18 protein-coding genes are annotated in these 18,007 nt (G+C 57.6%); 16 read left to right on the forward strand and 2 right to left on the reverse strand.

Annotated elements, in window-relative coordinates; translation table 11 throughout:
• The first annotated feature begins 76 nt into the window (after positions 1-76).
• The 7 genes from dnaA (at position 77) to WCY31_RS00035 (ending at position 7,822) form a co-directional block, all read left to right on the forward strand.
• The gene (dnaA, locus tag WCY31_RS00005; RefSeq protein ID WP_345970179.1) at positions 77-1,411 is read left to right on the forward strand and encodes a chromosomal replication initiator protein DnaA; all 1,335 of its coding nucleotides are present in this window, start codon (positions 77-79) and stop codon (positions 1,409-1,411) included.
• Between the two features lie 194 nt (positions 1,412-1,605).
• Positions 1,606-2,676 (forward strand): DNA polymerase III subunit beta, encoded by a 1,071-nt coding sequence (gene dnaN / locus WCY31_RS00010; RefSeq protein WP_345970180.1) that lies wholly within the window; start codon positions 1,606-1,608, stop codon positions 2,674-2,676.
• 116 nt (positions 2,677-2,792) lie between these two features.
• Positions 2,793-5,105, forward strand: a complete 2,313-nt coding sequence (gene gyrB / locus WCY31_RS00015) for a DNA topoisomerase (ATP-hydrolyzing) subunit B (RefSeq protein WP_345970181.1) — start codon at positions 2,793-2,795, stop codon at positions 5,103-5,105.
• Between the two features lie 3 nt (positions 5,106-5,108).
• Entirely contained in the window at positions 5,109-6,518 is a 1,410-nt protein-coding gene (locus WCY31_RS00020; protein WP_345970182.1) for a GGDEF domain-containing protein, read from the forward strand.
• Entirely contained in the window at positions 6,518-6,901 is a 384-nt protein-coding gene (queF, locus tag WCY31_RS00025; RefSeq protein ID WP_345970183.1) for a preQ(1) synthase, read from the forward strand. Before WCY31_RS00020 ends, queF begins: the two co-directional genes overlap by 1 nt.
• Positions 6,902-6,995: 94 nt before the next feature.
• Positions 6,996-7,337 carry a hypothetical protein gene (locus WCY31_RS00030; RefSeq protein ID WP_231019532.1) on the forward strand — a complete coding sequence of 114 codons (342 nt, stop codon included), beginning with the start codon at positions 6,996-6,998 and terminating at the stop codon, positions 7,335-7,337.
• Positions 7,337-7,822, forward strand: coding sequence for a histidine phosphatase family protein (locus tag WCY31_RS00035; RefSeq protein WP_345972698.1), 486 nt, complete (start codon positions 7,337-7,339; stop codon positions 7,820-7,822). Before WCY31_RS00030 ends, WCY31_RS00035 begins: the two co-directional genes overlap by 1 nt.
• Here the strand turns inward: WCY31_RS00035 and WCY31_RS00040 are convergent.
• On the reverse strand, positions 7,801-9,087 hold the full coding sequence (locus WCY31_RS00040) for a hypothetical protein (RefSeq protein WP_345972699.1): 1,287 nt from the start codon (positions 9,085-9,087) through the stop codon (positions 7,801-7,803). The two genes, WCY31_RS00035 and WCY31_RS00040, sit on opposite strands and share 22 nt — an antisense overlap.
• Positions 9,088-9,159: 72 nt before the next feature.
• Between WCY31_RS00040 and WCY31_RS00045 the strand changes: the two genes are divergently transcribed.
• From WCY31_RS00045 to eda, 6 genes are all read left to right on the forward strand, one after another.
• Positions 9,160-9,870 carry a YebC/PmpR family DNA-binding transcriptional regulator gene (locus WCY31_RS00045; protein ID WP_231019536.1) on the forward strand — a complete coding sequence of 237 codons (711 nt, stop codon included), beginning with the start codon at positions 9,160-9,162 and terminating at the stop codon, positions 9,868-9,870.
• 175 nt (positions 9,871-10,045) lie between these two features.
• On the forward strand, positions 10,046-11,536 hold the full coding sequence (gene pyk, locus WCY31_RS00050) for a pyruvate kinase (RefSeq protein WP_345972700.1): 1,491 nt from the start codon (positions 10,046-10,048) through the stop codon (positions 11,534-11,536).
• A 15-nt stretch (positions 11,537-11,551) separates the two neighbouring features.
• Complete coding sequence (gene zwf / locus WCY31_RS00055; RefSeq protein ID WP_345970187.1) at positions 11,552-13,018, forward strand: glucose-6-phosphate dehydrogenase; 1,467 nt, start codon at positions 11,552-11,554, stop codon at positions 13,016-13,018.
• Complete coding sequence (gene pgl / locus WCY31_RS00060; protein ID WP_345972701.1) at positions 13,005-13,700, forward strand: 6-phosphogluconolactonase; 696 nt, start codon at positions 13,005-13,007, stop codon at positions 13,698-13,700. The genes zwf and pgl overlap by 14 nt, the downstream gene beginning before the upstream one ends.
• A gap of 9 nt (positions 13,701-13,709) precedes the next feature.
• Positions 13,710-15,542, forward strand: coding sequence for a phosphogluconate dehydratase (gene edd / locus WCY31_RS00065; protein ID WP_345972702.1), 1,833 nt, complete (start codon positions 13,710-13,712; stop codon positions 15,540-15,542).
• Entirely contained in the window at positions 15,539-16,165 is a 627-nt protein-coding gene (gene eda, locus WCY31_RS00070) for a bifunctional 4-hydroxy-2-oxoglutarate aldolase/2-dehydro-3-deoxy-phosphogluconate aldolase (protein WP_345972703.1), read from the forward strand. The genes edd and eda overlap by 4 nt, the downstream gene beginning before the upstream one ends.
• A 3-nt stretch (positions 16,166-16,168) precedes the next feature.
• Here the strand turns inward: eda and WCY31_RS00075 are convergent, their stop codons facing one another.
• Positions 16,169-16,567 (reverse strand): hypothetical protein, encoded by a 399-nt coding sequence (locus WCY31_RS00075; RefSeq protein WP_345972704.1) that lies wholly within the window; start codon positions 16,565-16,567, stop codon positions 16,169-16,171.
• A gap of 407 nt (positions 16,568-16,974) precedes the next feature.
• Between WCY31_RS00075 and WCY31_RS00080 the strand changes: the two genes are divergently transcribed.
• Genes WCY31_RS00080 through WCY31_RS00090 form a run of 3 tightly spaced genes read left to right on the forward strand, consistent with a single transcriptional unit; the run spans position 16,975 to position 18,001 of the window.
• A complete protein-coding gene (locus tag WCY31_RS00080) occupies positions 16,975-17,241 on the forward strand; it encodes a hypothetical protein (protein ID WP_345970193.1) in 267 nt (88 codons plus the stop codon).
• 42 nt (positions 17,242-17,283) lie between these two features.
• Entirely contained in the window at positions 17,284-17,763 is a 480-nt protein-coding gene (locus WCY31_RS00085) for an MOSC domain-containing protein (protein ID WP_345972705.1), read from the forward strand.
• Complete coding sequence (locus tag WCY31_RS00090; RefSeq protein WP_345972706.1) at positions 17,750-18,001, forward strand: peptide methionine sulfoxide reductase; 252 nt, start codon at positions 17,750-17,752, stop codon at positions 17,999-18,001. Before WCY31_RS00085 ends, WCY31_RS00090 begins: the two co-directional genes overlap by 14 nt.
• The last annotated feature ends 6 nt before the right edge of the window (positions 18,002-18,007 follow it).

The following is an 18,007-nucleotide window of genomic DNA, read 5'->3' on the forward strand; positions in this document are numbered from 1 at the left end:
GCATTAAGCCTCAAATTCTCTGCTATAATTCACATCGTTATTCACATTGTGGAAATTATAGCGAACGGGAGCTGCGATGACGATCGGCGATACGATTCTGGAGATGCTTAAAGAGGAGATCAGCGAGGTCGAATACAACCGCTACGTCAAACAGATGAGCTTTCTGTCCAAAGCGTCGCGCAGCGACCTCGCTGTCTTTGAAGTGCCGAACCCCCTCATCGCGAGCTGGATCAAGAACCGTTACGCCTCCAAGATCGCCCACCTCTTCGAGATCAAAACCGGTACCGGAAGGGAAGTCAATATCCGAGTCAAAAAGGCCAAAGGGGTGGCGGGCAAAAGCGGCCCGGCCGCGACGGTCGCCCCTTCCGAAGGGCCCAAGCACTCCATGCTCAACCCCGCCTACACCTTTGAAAACTTCGTCGCCGGCAGTTCCAACCAGTTCGCCTACGCCGCGGCCAAAAGCGTCAGCGAACGGCCGGGACAGGTCTACAACCCCCTCTTTATCTACGGCGGGGTGGGTCTGGGAAAAACCCACCTGATGCAGGCCATCGGCAATGTCATGCTCCTGCAGGGCAAAACCGTCGTCTACACCTCCGTCGAACAGTTCGTCAACGACTTTACCCGCCACCTGCGCAACCAGACAATGGACCGCTTTAAAGAGAAGTACCGCCAGTGCGACCTGCTGCTGATCGACGACGTCCAGTTCCTCAGTAATAAGATCCAGACGCAGGAGGAGTTTTTTCACACCTTCGAAACCCTGCGCAGCGAGGGCAAACAGATCGTCCTTACCTCCGACAAACCCCCCAAGCGGATCGCCGGGCTTGAAGCGCGGCTGCAGAGCCGCTTCGAATGGGGGCTCGTCGCCGATATCCAGCCGCCGGAGCTGGAGACGAAGATCGCGATCATCAAGAAAAAATGCGAGATCAACCGGGTTATTCTCGGCGACGACGTCGTCAACTATATTGCCACCGTCATCGACAACAACACCCGGGAGATCGAGGGGATACTCTCCAAGCTGCACGCCTACTCCCAGCTTATGCACCAGGAGATCACCCTCGATTTCGCCAAAAACGCCCTGCGCGAACAGCTCCAGGAGAAGAGCGACAACATCTCCATCGACGGGATCATGAAGACCATTGCCAAAGAGCTCAACGTCAAACCGAGCGAGATCCGCTCGAAAAGCCGCAGCCGCAACATCGTCGCCGCCCGCCGCGTCGCCATCTACCTTGCCCGCGAACTCACCCCGATGTCAATGCCGCAGATCGCCCAGTATTTCGGGATGAAAGACCACAGCACCGTCAGCCATACGATGAAAAAAATCCACCAGCTTCTCGAAGAGGATGAGAACTTCAAGGTCAAGATCAACGAACTGCATAATAAAATCACCGCCATGCCGCCGGAGACTGTCTAAAAAAGCACCCTTTATCTATATTTTCTTTGCCAATAAAAAAAGATATAATGTGCCAAGTGAACAAATGTGAAGAAGGCATTCGACTTTATTCACATGGGAAAAGCCCCAAAAGTAGGGATGTTTTCTGCTTTTTCACAAAAAAACGGCAGACTACTATTATCTACTAAAAATTTAAATATATAACAGGAGCTTCGATGCAGTTCGAGATCGCCAAATCCGTGTTGGAAAATATCCTGATCCACACACAGCCGTTTCTGGAGAAAAAAGATCTCTCTCAGATCACATCCCACCTCTACTTCGAAGCGACTGCATCGAACACATTGACCGTCAAAGCCACCGACTATGAAATCGGTCTTGTGATTGAAGCCGGCAATATCAACGTCATCGAACCCGGCATGGCAACGGCCAACGGCAAAAAACTCCTCGACATCGTCCGCATCCTCAGCGACGGCAACGTCAACCTCAATACGAAAGACGGCATGCTCGACATCACCCAGGGACACTCCGACTTCCAGCTCCCCATGTACAATGCCCAGGAGTTCCCGGCTTTTGCCTCTATTGAGAACAAACCCGGTGTCGAGATCGATTCGGGTCTGCTGATCAACTCCCTGAAAAAGATCACCCCTGCCGCCGATACGAACAATCCGAAGTTCGAGCTCAACGGTGCACTCATCGATATCAAATCCGACCAGATCAACTTTGTCGCTACGGATACCCGCCGTCTCGCCATCATCGCCATTCCGCAGACCAACGGCAGCGAACTCTCCCTGATCATTCCCAAAAAAGCGATTATCGAGATCCAGAAACTCTTTACCAGCAATATCGACATCTACTACGATGCCACCCATCTGCTGATCAAATCCGACCAGTACACTTTCTTTACGAAACTGATCAACGGGAAGTTCCCCGACTATAACCGCATTATCCCTGCATCGACACGCTACAACCTCACCCTGCCCAAAAGCGACATCGTCAATGCCATTAAGCAGATCACGACGATCTCGAATGATATGAAACTCACTCTGGAAAGCGGCCGTATCCTCTTTGAAAGCCTTAGTGACGAGAACAACAAGGCTACAACAGAGATCAATGTCGATACCGGGATCGATTCCTCTTTTGTTTTTGCCGTCAACAGCCGTTATATACTTGACTTCCTCGGGCAGATCGATCAGACCCATTTCACCCTCGGACTCAACGAACCCAATATGCCGTTCATGCTGCAAGAAGAGGAGTTCAAAACGATCGTCATGCCGATTGTCATCTGACCTGCGCTTCTCTTTTTTCGCAGGCAGAGCCTGCTCCCCTCTCCTATAAGCCCATAAAATTAATTTATTAGCCCTTTTTAGATAAAATTAAACCCATTTAGCCTACTGGAGCGATCATGGAACAAAATTACGGTGCTGGCAATATTAAAGTCCTCAAAGGACTCGAGGCCGTACGTAAACGTCCGGGGATGTATATCGGTGATACGGGCCATCGCGGTCTGCATCATCTCGTTTACGAAGTCATTGACAACTCCATCGATGAAGCGATGGCCGGCTACTGTGACACGATCAACGTAACGCTTACCAAAGCGGGTACAGCGGTCATCAGCGACAACGGGCGCGGTATTCCGACGGATATGCACCCGACCGAAAACATCTCAGCGGCAACTGTCGTTCTGACCGTTCTGCACGCCGGGGGAAAATTCGACAAGGATACCTACAAGGTCTCGGGCGGTCTGCACGGGGTCGGGGTCTCCGTCGTCAACGCCCTCAGCAGCAATCTGCACATGACAATCTACCGTGACGGCAAAGTCCATGAACAGGATTTCAAGCAGGGGATCCCCCAAGAGGCCCTCGCTATTACGGGCAATACACGCAAACACGGTACGACGATCGAATTCGCCCCGGATCCCTCTATCTTCACCGAAACGGTCATTTTCGAGTACGACTACCTCGCCAAGCGTTTCAAAGAGCTCGCCTACCTCAACCCGAAAATCAAGATCATCTTCAAGGATGAACGTGACGGCAAAGATGAAACCTATCACTTCGAGGGGGGTATCACCCAGTTCGTACAAGACCTCAATAAAAAAGAGCAAGTCGCAGCGCCCTTCGAATACAGTGCCAAAATCGAGGACATCGAAGTCGATATCGCGCTGATGTACAACGAAACCTACGACGAGAAGGTCTACAGCTTCGTTAACAACATCCGCACGCCCAATGGCGGGACGCACGAAGCCGGCTTCCGCGCGGCGCTGACCCGTGCCATCTCCGTCTACAACTCCCAAAACGGCAACGCGAAGGAGAAAGACGTCAAGATCAGCGGAGATGACGTCAAAGAGGGGCTCATCGCCATCATCTCCGCCCGCGTGCCGGAACCGCAGTTCGAAGGGCAGACCAAGGGCAAGCTCGGGAACACCTATGTGCGTCCGCTGGTTCAGAAACTCTCCTATGAGCAGCTGGCGAAGTATTTCGAAGAGAACCCCATCGAGGCCAAGGCGATCGTGCAGAAAGCGCTCCTCGCCGCCAAGGGACGCGAAGCGGCGAAAAAAGCGCGCGACCTGACCCGCCGCAAGGACTCCATGAGCGTTGGCACCCTGCCGGGGAAACTGGCCGACTGCCAGAGTAAAGACGCGACGATCAGCGAACTCTACCTCGTCGAGGGCGACTCCGCGGGCGGTTCGGCCAAGCAGGGGCGCGACCGCGTTTTCCAGGCGATCCTGCCGCTCAAAGGTAAGATCCTCAACGTCGAGAAGGCGCGTCTGGACAAGATCCTCAAATCCGACGAGATCACGAACATGATCACGGCACTGGGCTGCGGGATCGGTGAAGAGTTCGACGAAGAGAAGCTGCGCTACCACAAAATCATCATCATGACCGATGCCGACGTCGACGGTTCGCACATCCAGACCCTGCTGCTGACCTTCTTCTTCCGCTACTTCCCGACCATCGTCGAGAACGGGTATCTTTACCTGGCGCAGCCGCCGCTCTACCGCTACAAGAAGGGCAAGAAAGAGATCTATTTCAAAAACGACCGGGTCATGAACGACTTCCTGATCGAAAACGGCGTCGAGTCTCTTGAGATCGAGGGAATAGGTCATAACGACCTTGTCTCCTATTTCAAGATGGTCGACCACTACAACAGCAGCCTCGAAGCGCTGGAACGCCGCTACTCCCTTGTCAGCCTGATCCGCCACTTTATCGAGAACCCCGATATCATCGGGCTGGATTCGGAGAAAATGTACGCCGAGGTCGAACGTTTCCTCGCCGAACGCGGCAACAACATCCTCTCCAAACTGGTCAGCGAGGATGAAATCCATCTCTTCGTTCAGACGGGAGAGGGGATGGAAGAGCTCCGCATTAACGACGAGCTCTTCAGTGCCCCGCACTTCAACGAGGCGCAATTCGTCTTCGACAAGATGAAAGAGTGGGGCATCGCTATCGGCGGCGATCCGCTCGAGATCCTTGAGGAGATCAAGGAGTATGCGCGTAAAGGCTCTTACATCCAGCGCTACAAAGGGCTTGGTGAAATGAACCCCGAACAGCTGTGGGAGACGACGATGACACCGGAAAACCGCGTGCTGCTTCGCGTCACCATCGAAGATGCCGAAGCGGCGAGCGATGCCTTCAACCTCTTTATGGGCGACGAAGTCGAACCGCGCCGTAACTACATCGAGACCCACGCCAAGGACGTCAAACACCTTGACGTATAACCTATGAGTCTATTCTATCCCGAAGCCAAAGAGCGCGAAAACCGCTTCAAACTTGCCCTGCGAATGGGGCTCCCTGTTTTTGCGTTGGCAGTCATCACCACGGCATCGGTAATGCTGCGCTATTTCAATACGATTCCCAACACCTTTATTATCGTTGCCTTCAGCATGCTGGGCATTATGGTCTACTACCTCTTTTACCTGATCTACCAGGGATTCAACGAGCGGATCACGGATCCGATCAGCCATGCCTTTACCCGGGAGTATTTCAGCACGCTGATGCAAAAAGAGCTGAAAAGAAAGGATTACACTTTCTTTCTGCTCAGCGTCGTCAACCTCGACGACATCAACCATCAGTATGGGTTTGCAAACGGGGACAAAGTGCTCTACAGTGTCGCCAACAGGATCGCCGCCTATCTGAACGAGCAGAAGATGTACCGCGTACCGATCGCCCACTTCAAAGGGGGGGACTTTATCATCGCGCTCGAAGGGACGCAGGAGGAGTACAGCTCAATGATGGAGCTGCTCTGCGTGAAATTCCAGCACTACAGCCTTGAGGAGATCGAAATCGACATTCTCGGCTCAATGACAGATACAAACCATTCGCGTTCCATCGAGAAACTGGTCGACTGGCTGTATGAGCTGCAGGGTGAGAATGCGAAAATGCTCAAAACCGACGGGGAGGAGATCGACCCGGACACGGTGGAGCACCTGGTACTTGAAGCGGTCAACGCACGCTCCTTTTCCTATGCGTACCAGGCCGTGTTCGAGGAGGGGAAACCTCTGCTTTTCGAACAGGCCTTCAAGCTGGTCACGGGGGAGGGAAAACTCGTTCACCAGAAGCGCTTTATGCCGGTGATCAACCGTCTGGGACTGCTGCGCCGTTTTGACGAGATTCAGACCGAAGCGGCGCTGGCCGAAGTTGATAGCCTCGAACCGGGGCAGATGATCGCCGTCGATGTCTCCCCATCCTCGCTGCGAAACCCGCTTTTCCTGGAGCACATTATGATGCTGCTTTCCAATAACGACAAACTCCGCAACCGGCTGGTGTTCGTCATCAGCGAAAGCAACTTCTATCACCAGACGCCGCAGTTCAATACGAGGCTGCAGGCCTTCCGCCGGGCGGGGATCTATATCGCGCTTGACCGCCTGGGCGGGATACACGCTTCGCTGCGCTATCTGCAGGATCTCGATGTGGATTTCGTCCGTTACGAAAGCACGCTCGGGAAAAGCATAACGCAACCGCGGGTCCGTGCGCTGGTCGAGGGGCTGCAGCAGACGGTGAAAACGCTGGGGTACCGCAGCTGGATCCGGATGATCGAAGACGAAGCCGCCTATGATGCCGCAAAGGCGGTCGGGGTCGACATGATCCAGGGGAACTACCTCAGCCCCATTGATACCATCAAGGAGAAATAATGAAATACGGTGAAGAGATTATCGCAAACTTCGATGTGGAGAAGGATCTCGAGATCTGGCCAAACGAGCACAAACGCGACTATGTTATCAAGATGACCCTGCCGGAGTTCAGCTGCCTCTGCCCGCGCAGCGGCTATCCGGATTATGCGACCATCTACCTGGAATATACACCCGATGAATGGGTCGTCGAACTCAAGGCGATCAAACTCTACATCAACTCTTTCCGCGAGCGTCACATCTCCCATGAAAACAGCGCGAACGAGATCTATGGAGTCCTCGAGCGCAAGCTCAAGCCCAAATGGATGAAAATCACGGCGGACTTCAACCCCCGCGGGAATGTTCACACGGTCATCGAGATCGACAGCAGCCGAATAACAAAATAAATCATATAAATAATATTAATATTATCGTGCCATATTATTTAACGATTCTGTGGTAAAATTCTGCCCTATATTCCATGAGGAGACGGGGGAGAAAATGCAAGAGTCATTAGCGGACTTTTTTCAGACGCAGATGGAGCGTCAACTGGCCAAACGCAGCGGCGACGGTGCAGAGGCGATCATGATGGACATGCGGGACGACGGCATCGATTTTTATGCCGTGCTCAAACAGGATAAGCCGCTCTGCTTCTTCTGCCGTGGCATCCGGTACTTCAAATCCCCCGACGGAACCTTTACGATGCAGGCGGCAGACGGCACGGGGCTTCCCATTGATGAGAACGAATACCGCAGCCGTCTGGATTATGCGCTTTCGTGCATCGGCGCCAGTTCCGAAACGGGCGTCGGCGTGCTCGTCAAGAAACATATCAAAACCCTCTGATGCGTACGTTGACACTGATGCGGCATGCGAAGTCCTCCCGGGACGACCCGGCCCTCGGTGATCACGAACGCCCACTCAATTCCCGCGGCAAGAAAGCGGCCAAAACCATGGCGCAGCGCCTTCACGCCGAACACTATACCCCCGATCTTATCCTGGTCTCTTCCGCCCGGCGTACCCGGCAGACGGCGGCGGCATTGCAAAAAGTTTATGACGGGGCGTTAGCCGTTCAAACGGAACCGTTACTGTACGAGGCTTCGTCCGAAACCTACGCCGAGGTGATCCGAAAGGTCGATGACGCCGTCGACGAACTGATGATCATCGGACACAACCCGACCATAGAGTGGATAGCCGAAACCTTGGGCGGAAAAGCCGTCCACATGCCGACCGCGGCCTATATCCGATTCGAGATCCCCTGCAGCTGGTCGGCGTTTCAATTCGAATATTATGAAACCCTCGCCTACGATTATCCCAAATCCGACAGATAATCCTTCAGCCACGCCTTCGCACCTTCCTCATCCGAGAACGCGCCCTCAAGCTGGGCGTCGTAGGCCGCATCCAGAATCGTTTTAAAACGGGGGGAGGGTGATAGCCCGGCGGCGATCAGCGCCTCTCCGTTCAGCAGGGCGCTCCTGGGTGCATTCAGTACGCCCAGTCTCTCCGCCTTGTGCAGCAGCCATACCACGGCATCGCTCGTCTCTGCGGCGGGGTGGCGTCCACGGTAGCAGGCTTCGGCAACGGCGGCGATCGTGTCGATCCGCACGTCCCTTGCCAGGCGCATCACCTCCGCGTCCGGCGCCGCTTCGGCGTAGAGCCGTTCGGGTTGGCCGTGGTACTTTACATAATCAAGCACGTTCAAAACAAGCCGTTTGTCATCGGTGAGTGATGTGAGAAAGGCGTTTGGATCTTGCATACCGATGCAGAGCGGGGCGAACATCATGGCAAGAGGGTCGCTGTTAACGCGGCGGCGGATGACTGCCATCGTATCGAGCGCCCGCAGCACGATGTCCCAGAGATCGGTCGCTACCAGTGCGGCCAGTTCGGGAAAGAACGGGGTAATGTGAAGAAGATGCATCGTCCGCAGGCCGACGGAGGGGGTGTCGGACTTGAGGAGGAGCTTTTTGAACTCTTCGAAGATGCGCTCTTTGGGCAGTTCGGCGAGCATCCCTTGTGCCATCATCGTGTGTGCCAGGCGTATGAGATGCGGGTCCGGGATGAGACGGAAACGGGCGGAGAACTGTACGGCGCGTAGCAGCCGCAGCGGGTCTTCGACGAAGGTGCTTTCGTTGACGCAGCGCAGGGTCTGCGTCTCCAGGTCCCTCTCTCCGCCGTAGGGATCGAGGAGTTCCTTTTTGACCGGATCGTAGCCGATGGCGTTCACGGTGAAATCGCGTCGTTTGGCCGCTGTTTTAAAATCAAACGTCTCAAACGTCGTGACGGCAAATCCCGTATGGCCCGGCCCGGTTTTCGTCTCGACCCGGGGGAGGGAGAGGTCGAGGTCGTAATCGCCCAGGCTCAGTTTGAGAACGCCGAAGGATTTGCCGACGCTGTTGACGCTGCCGAAGGGGGTTAGCAGTGGGATAAGGGCCTCCAGGGAGCCGGCGCCGAAACACTCGATATCGATATCTTTGCTGGGAACCTCCAGCAGCGCATCGCGCACATAGCCGCCGACGAACACGGGGCGCACCCCCTGCGCGGCGAGGGCGTCAATGAGCGGGGCGAGGGCATCGGGGAGTGCGGGCATCGGCTTCATACCGTTATTGTAGCGAAGGCTTTTGCTATAATTGCGGAAACAAAAGGGGAGACCCCCTGTAAAGAGGATACGATGGGTAGAGCGTTTGAGTACCGCCGCGCGGCGAAAGAGAAGCGCTGGGGCAATATGTCCCGGATTTTTCCGAAACTGGCCAAGACGATCACGATGGCGGCCAAAGCGGGGGGACCGGACCCCGATATGAACCCGCAGCTGCGTCTGGCGATTCAGACCGCCAAAGCGCAGAACATGCCCAAGGACAACATCGAAGCGGCGATTAAACGCGCCAGCGGGAAAGACGCTGCCGACATCGCCGAGGTCAACTTTGAGGGCAAGGGGCCGCACGGCGCGCTGATCTTCGTCGAGTGCGCGACGGACAACAACAACCGCAGCGTCGCCAACGTGCGCAGCTACTTCAACAAAAGCGGGGGCGAACTGCTCAAAACCGGTTCGCTCGAGTTCATGTTCGACCGCAAAGCGGTCTTCGAATTTGAAAAAACGGACGCGATGGACCTTGAAGAGATGGAGCTTGAGCTGATCGATGCCGGCCTTGAAGAGCTGGACGAGAACGAGGGGACCGTCTACGTTAACGGCGACTATACCAGTTTCGGTTCACTCCAGGAAGCCCTGGAGGGGATGGGAATCGAAGTGAAAAAAGCCTCCCTGCAGCGCCTTCCGAACAATCCGCAGAGCTTCACCGAAGAGCAGATGGAAGAGGTCGAGAAACTGATCGATAAACTCGAAGAGGATGACGACGTCCAGGCCGTCTACACAAACATCGAATAACCCCCCGCGGGGGCCCTACTGCCTCCCCGCTGACCACCTACTGCCTTTTTTGTAATCATTCTGCTACTGTACCGCGATACGATTTTGGTTATCATAGTTTCAAGAATGCCATTTCCGGTCTGCGGTCCGGAGACGTGTTTTGGCGCAATGTCCGGAAGGACTCGGAAGGATTGCGATGAAAAAACATACCAAGATTCTGGCGACCGTGGGCCCGGCCTGCGAAGACGTCGACACACTGGAACAGATGATCCGTGCGGGCGTCAATGTCTTCCGTCTCAACTTCAGCCACGGGACCCACGACTACCACGAAGCCAATCTCAAACGCATTTACGAAGCGGCGGGCCGCTGCGGTCTGATCGTTGGCGTCCTGCAGGATATCAGCGGACCGAAGGTGCGTATCGGCCTCATCGACGGCATCGTGACGCTCTCCCCCGGCGACAGGATCGAGTTTACGGCCGAAGAGAGTGACGGCGTCTTTATCGAGCCGGGACGCCTGCGCCTCAGCCTCAACCACCCTGAACTGTTGGCCAAGGTCAAGCAGGGGGAGGCGATTTATTTTGCCGACGGCTCCCTGCGCACCACGGTCGTCGCGACGGGCGATACCGTCGTCTGCGAAGTACAGAACAGCGGCCAACTCAGCTCCCGCAAGGGGGTCAACTTCCCCCACACTTCCCTGGGACTGGAGGTCCTGACGGCGAAGGACCGCGAGGATATCGCCTGGGGGGTGAAGAACGGGGTCGATTTCATGGCAATCTCCTTTGTGCAGACGGCAAAGGACATGGAGGACGTACGGGCCGAGGTCGAGCGCCACAACGGTAAGGCCCAGCTGATCGCGAAGATCGAAAAGTTCGACGCCGTCGAAAACATCGATGCGATCCTCGAAGCCAGCGACGGGCTGATGGTGGCGCGGGGGGACCTGGGAATCGAGGTCCCTTTCTACAAGGTACCGACGCTGCAGAAGATGCTCATCCGTAAAGCCAACGAAAAAAGCAAACCCGTCATTACCGCCACGCAGATGCTCCTCTCCATGACCCAGGCCGAACGGGCGACGCGGGCGGAGATCAGCGACGTTGCCAACGCCGTGCTCGACGGTACCGACTGCGTGATGCTCTCCGAGGAGAGTGCCGTGGGCGCCTACCCGGTTAAAGCGGTCGAAACGATGACGGAGACGATCCGCGAGACGGAGAAGATCTACCCGTACCACAAGTTCGCGCAGTTCGAATGTTTCGACGAGATGGACGTGATCGACGAATCGGCGGTCCTGTTGTCGCAGAAGATCGACGCCGAGGCCATTATCGCGCTGACGGCGTCGGGGCAGTCGGCGAAAAAACTGGCGCGCTACCGCCCCGAGAACCCCATTCTGGCCGTGATGCACAGTGACCGCGTAGCGCGGCTTCTGACCCTGGTCTGGGGAGTCGTCCCGGCGTTTCTGACGCGGACGACGAGCGTGGACAAGATGCTGATCGAGGTGGTGCAGAGCGGACTGGCGCGGCAGGTGCTCAACCGCCACGCCATGTACATCGTCACCGCGGGTGATCCCATCGGCGTGCCCGGTACGACAAACGCCATCCGCATACTGCGCGAAAACGAGATGGAGTATTTCGCGTCGGCGGCGCTCAAAAAGCGCTCCAAGAAGATGCCAGAGGGTGCAGCAACCCTCTTTTAATAAAGGACGACCGTTATGAGTGAAACCGCCAACGTTTGCGATATTGTTATTTTCGGAGGGCACGGGGATCTCTCCCTGCGCAAGCTCATTCCCGCCCTTTACCATCTCTGCAGCGACGGCTACGTGGCCCCGACGAGCCGCATCATCGCCACGAGCCGCCACGAGGTGTCGCGCGAGGAACATCTCGCCCTGGTCAAGGAGAAGCTGCAGCTTTTCCTGAAAGAGGGGTGCTTCGAAGAGGCGCACTGGGAGAGCTTTGCCCGGCAGCTGGAGGTCGTCACCGTCGACCTGGGCGTGGAGGAGAGCTACGGCGCTCTTGCTGCAATGCTCGGGGAACAGCCCGACCGCGACCGCGTCAACTACCTCTCGACGGCGCCCACCTTTTTCGGCCCGATCTGCAAAGCGCTCAACCACTGGGGACTGATCACGCCGGTCAGCCGCGTGGTGCTGGAGAAGCCGATCGGTCGGGACCTGGCTTCCTCCCAGGAGATCAACGACGAGGTTGCCCTCTATTTCGAAGAGCAGGCGATCTTCCGGATCGACCACTACCTGGGAAAGGATACCGTTCAGAACATTCTCGCCCTGCGCTTTTCGAACATGCTGTTCATGCCGCTGTGGAACGGGCAGGACATCGACCATATCCAGATTACGGCGGCCGAGAGCGTCGGCCTGGAAGGGCGTCACAGCTACTACGAGGATTACGGCGCCTTCCGGGACATGATCCAGAACCACCTGATGCAGCTGCTCTGCCTCGTGGCGATGGAGCCGCCCTGTTCGCTCGAAGCCGACAGCATCCGTGACGAGAAGGTGAAGGTGCTGCGTTCGCTGCGCCCCTTCGCCTCCAGCGACGTGAGCGAAAAAACGGTCCGCGGCCGCTACACGGCGGGAATCATCAACGCTGAGAAGGTGCCGGGCTACCTGGAGGAGGGGGTTCCCCCCGATTCGACGACCGAGACCTTTGCGGCAGTGCGCGCCGAGGTGGACAACTGGCGCTGGCAGGGGGTGCCTTTTTACCTGCGGACCGGCAAGCGGATGAGCAAGCGCTACACGGAGATCGTCGTGCAGTTCAAGGAGGTCCCCTACCAGATCTTCGCGAACAAGGGGCGCTGCATCTCTCCCAACCGGCTGGTGATCATGCTGCAGCCCGAGGAGAGCATCAAACTCAAGATCATGACGAAGATCCCGGGACTCTCCGAGCAGATGCACCTGCGGGAGATGGCGCTTGATCTTAACATCCCGGAAAACGCGCCGCGCACCCCGGAAGCGTACGAACGGCTGCTGCTCGATGTCATCCGAAACAACGCGACGCTCTTTATGCGGCGCGATGAGGTCGAAGCGGCGTGGCGATGGGCGGACCCCATTCTCGAAGAGTGGGAAGGGGGCGCGGTCGGCCTCAAGAGCTATGCGGCCGGGACCGACGGACCGACGGCGGCCATCGCCATGATCGAGCGTGACGGCAGGAGCTGGTATGAAGAGCACTGAGACCGTTTTTCACATCTACGATTCGCTGCCGACCCTGCACAAGACGCTCGCCTACAAGGTGGCGCGGGACCTCGACGCGGCCATTGCCGCGAAAGGGAGCGCCTCGCTGCTGCTCTCGGGCGGCAATACGCCCCGTCCCTTCCTCGTACAGCTCGCCGCCGAGAATGTCGACTGGAGCCGGGTGACGGTGGGGCTTGTGGACGAACGCTGGGTCGACCCGGAATCGGGGGCGAGCAACGAGAACCTGGTCCGAAGCGAACTGCTCGCCAACGGGGCGGAGGCGGCAACCTTCGTCGGCATGTACCGCCCGGGCGAGACGGCGGCGGAAGCGGTGGTAGGGGTCGAGGCCGCTTACAAGGCTTTTTTTCCCTTTGACGTCGTGGTGCTCGGCATGGGGAGCGACGGCCACACCGCGTCGCTTTTTCCGGGCCGTCCCGAGCTGGAGGGTCTGTTGAACGGTGCCGCCCTCTGCGGGGCTGCCGAGGCCCCGACGGAACCGAAAGAACGGATGTCGCTCTCGCTGCACGCCATCGCCTCCGCCGCACACTGCTACCTGCACATCGAGGGCGGGGCGAAACTGGCCGTCTATGAAGCCGCCCTGGACGGCGACGATGTCGATATAATGCCCGTTCGTGCCGTGCTGAACCACCCCGACATCGCACTGGAAGTCTTTTACGCCTAGGAGGTCATCATGCATCCCGTTATCCTTGAAGTGACCGAGCGGATCCGCACGCGATCCCTCCCGACCCGCGAACGCTACCTGCAGCGGATCGACGCGGCGCATCATGCGCATCACGCCAACCGCGAAGTGCTGGGGTGCAGCAACCTCGCCCACGCCATGGCCGCGGAGTCGAAGGATGAGAAGCACAAACTGGCAGGGACGGTGACGCCCCATATCGGTATCGTGACCGCCTACAACGACATGCTCTCCGCGCATCAGCCCTATGCTACCTACCCCCCGCTGATCAAGCGCGCGCTCATGGATGTCGGCGCGACGGCGCAGGTGGCCGGCGGGGTGCCGGCGATGTGCGACGGGGTGACCCAGTCGCAGCCCGGGATGGAACTCTCCCTTTTCAGTCGCGATACCATTGCGATGGCGACGGGCATCGCCCTGTCGCACAACGTCTTTGACGGCGCACTCTACCTCGGCATCTGCGACAAGATCGTGCCGGGGTTGCTCATCGGGGCGCTGACCTTCGGGCATCTGCCCGCCGTTTTCGTCCCCGCGGGCCCGATGCCCTCGGGGATCAGCAATGCCGAAAAGGCGCTTGTACGCCAGGAGTACGCCCAGGGCAAGGTCGGCAAGGATGCCCTACTGCGGACCGAGGCCGCTTCATACCATAGCAGCGGGACCTGTACCTTCTACGGCACGGCCAATTCCAACCAGATGCTGATGGAAGTGATGGGGCTGCACATTCCCGGCAGCGCCTTCGTCAATACCAACACGCCGCTGCGCGACGCACTGACATCGGCGGCGGCGCAGCGGGTGGCGGCGCTCACCCAGCTGGGAGAGACCTACCTGCCCGTCGGGCGGATGATCGACGAGCGCAGTTTTGTCAATGCCGTCATCGGCCTGATGGCGACGGGGGGATCGACGAACCACACCCTGCACCTCATCGCCATGGCAAAGGCGGCGGGAATCGTGCTGACCTGGGACGACTTCGACGCCCTCTCCGCCGTGACGCCTCTGCTGTGCAAGATGTACCCCAACGGCCAGGCGGACGTCAACCACTTCCGCGACGCGGGCGGCATGGGGCTCGTCATCCGCGAACTGCTCGATGCGGGGCTGCTGCACGAGGAAGTACAGACTGTCATGGGGACGGGGCTGCGCCGCTATACGGAGCGCCCGGTGCTGGAGGAGGGTGCGCTCGCCTTTCACCCTGCGCCGGAGGCCTCGCTCAACCCCGACGTCGTCTCGACGGTGGAAGAGCCCTTCTCCCACGAAGGGGGACTGGCGCTGCTGGAGGGAAACCTCGGCCGCAGCGTCATCAAGATCTCCGCGCTCAAACCGGAACTGATGCACATCGAGGGCGAAGCGCGGGTCTTCGACTCCCAGGAGGCGCTGCTGAGCGCGTTCAAGGCGGGGGAACTTGAACGCGACTTCATCGCCGTCGTCCGTTTTCAGGGACCGGGGGCCAACGGCATGCCGGAGCTGCACGGCCTGATGCCGCCGCTGGGCGTGCTGCAGGACAAAGGGTACAAGGTCGCCATCGTCACCGACGGCCGGATGTCGGGGGCGTCGGGCAAAGTGCCTTCTGCCATCCACATGACCCCCGAAGCGTCCCACGGCGGCCTGCTGGCCAAGGTGCGCGACGGGGACCGTATGGTGCTCGACGTGCATGAAAAGCGGCTGGAGCTGCTGGTCGATGCGGCGGAACTGGCTGCGCGGGAACCCGCCACGCCGTCGCTTCTGCACAACCGTCACGGCATGGGCCGCGAACTCTTCGCCCTGATGCGCCAAAACGTCGGCAGCGCGGAAGAGGGGGCGACGATCTTCGACGCCGTCGGAGAGGAGCGGGCATGACGGCAGCGGAACTTTTTACCATCTCACCGGTCGTCCCGGTCGTCGTGCTTGAAAAGGCGGAAGACGCCGTTCCGCTGGCCGAAGCGTTGCTCGAAGGCGGTGTGGGCATTATGGAAGTGACCCTGCGCAGCGACGCGGCCCTTGCCTCCATCGAGGCCATTGCCAAAGCGGTGCCGCAGATGCGTGTCGGCGCCGGGACTGTTATCGACGCTAACGGCCTGTTACGGGTCCGTGAGGCGGGCGGTGGGTTCTCGTTCAGTCCAGGTATCAGTCCGGAACTGCTGGAAACGAGCGCGACGGAGGGGATTGCTTTCATCCCCGGTGTCGCGACGGCGAGCGAAGTGATGATGGCCATCAACGCCGGCGTCACGGGCTGCAAACTCTTCCCCGCCACCGCCGTCGGGGGCGTCGAATTGCTCAAGGGATTCGCCGGGCCTTTCCCGCAGATGCGTTTCTGCCCCACCGGCGGTGTCGGTCTCTCCAATATGAATGACTTTCTCGCCCTGCCGAACGTCTCATGCGTCGGCGGGAGCTGGATCGTGCCGAAAGCGGATGTGGGTGCGGGGGCGTTCGGGAAGATCACGGCGCTGTGCAAAGAGGCGATTGCGAAAGCGCAACGGTAGCGCTTACTGTCCGATCTGGCGCAGGATCTCCTTCGCTATCCGCTCCATCCGCTCCAGGCTGATATGCGCCTTTTCCAGGAACGCGGGGTTGTACTGCTCCGGGTTTGACCACTCTTTACCCTTGATCTGGCACCTTCGGGCAAGTTTCTCGATGCCGAGGTCGTGCAGGGCAAATCCCAGTTCCGTCCAAAGCACGGTCAGATGCTTCTCCGCAGCGTGGTCGCGTGTGCCGGTGTCGCGCACCTGCCGGATATAGACGGCAGTTTCCCGCGCGGCGGTAATGACGTCTCTCAGCGCTTTGACGGATTGCCGTTTGCGCGCTTCGCCCGCACGGCCCAGGTTGATGAGCCATGACCCGGTATGTTTGAAAATATCCCAGAGTACTCCGGCGCTAATATCCATCTGTTCCCTTTTTATTGGAGTGCAGAGAAGGGTTATGTATTTTGAACCAATTTATTATCGATGCAAGTATTATACAAAGCATTCATGATTGTATTTAAATCTTTAAGTGAATGAAATTTTTTTGTATACATACTTCCATCCCCTTTCGCATATTCATGATCTGCTTCCCAAGAACCTTCCATCTTCATTAGGTTTAAAATAACGATAACTTATCTTTCGAAAGTCTGTCAAATCGCAGATGTATCCAACCGTAACACATTGGAAAATGTTATGCGTAGTGATGAAAAATAGCGCAGTTTTACTAGGTGGAAAACATGAATTTTTGTAATAATAATGTGACAAGGCTGAGACGCTGCAGAGTCGGTAGCGCAGTAGACTTACGCATTTTATTATTAAGGAATTATCAGATGTTCATCACGTCAAAAGAGGTTGAAACCGTCATTGGAAAAGAGCTGGCAGACCGCCTGTGTGAATGGCTTCGTACGAGTTCACCGATCAGCTGTATTGTCGAGCAGGGCGCTGAAAATGCTATACGGTTCAACGTGGACGAGGCTATGGACTTCTCCAAGATCAAGATGCACAGCGATGCACTCAAGCGCGAGTTTTTTCCCCACATTGCGAAGCTCAAACAGTACATGGCCAGCACTCCGGCGCGCCCGGATCTCTCCGCGTAACCCCTCTTTTCCCACCCCTCCGGGCCTGGTATGATTTCAGGCATGAATGAACGAAACGGCAGGGTGGTCTCCCTCATTATCGGTCCCGAAGCAAAATCGGCGCTCGAGAGCGTGCCTTCCGTTACCGCCGTTGCGGGCAGGGGGCTTGCCGGCGACCGCTACTATTTCGGCCGCGGCAGTTTCAACGGGCCGCAGTTCGACCCAGGTGTGCGCGAGGTGACGCTGATCGCCGCCGAGGCAATCGCCGAGTGCAACCGGAGGCTCGGTACGGCACTCTCTGCCGCTGATTTCCGGCGCAACATCGTCACGGAGGGGATCGACTTCGCCGCACTCAAGGGACAGCGGTTCCGTATCGGGGATGTGACGCTGCGGTGGGTGCGGAGCGCGCCGCCCTGCCGCTATCTTTCACGGCTGCTTGGCGAGGACATGATGACAGGTCTCAAGGGAATAGGCGGTATCCGCGCCGTGATCGAAACGGGCGGGACGATCAACGAAGGAGACACGGTCCATGTCCTACCGTGAAAAACTGCGCGCCTTTCCCGACGGGGCGCAGGAGGTGTTATATGAAGGGAAGCGTTACCTGATGCGCAAAGAGACGCACCTGGACGGCAGGCTTATCAAACTCTACGCCGAAGAGCTGGGGGGCAATGACTTCGTGAGCCTGAATTACTACGAAACGTCTTCCGCCCCGCTGCTTAAACCCTGCGAGATGCCCGCCGAAAAAGTGATCGCCTTTATCGAGAATGCAATGTTGCGGTGAGCGCGC

Origin of the sequence: Sulfurimonas sp. HSL3-1, from assembly GCF_039645995.1 — a bacterium.
Lineage (GTDB): Bacteria > Campylobacterota > Campylobacteria > Campylobacterales > Sulfurimonadaceae > Thiomicrolovo > Thiomicrolovo diazotrophicus.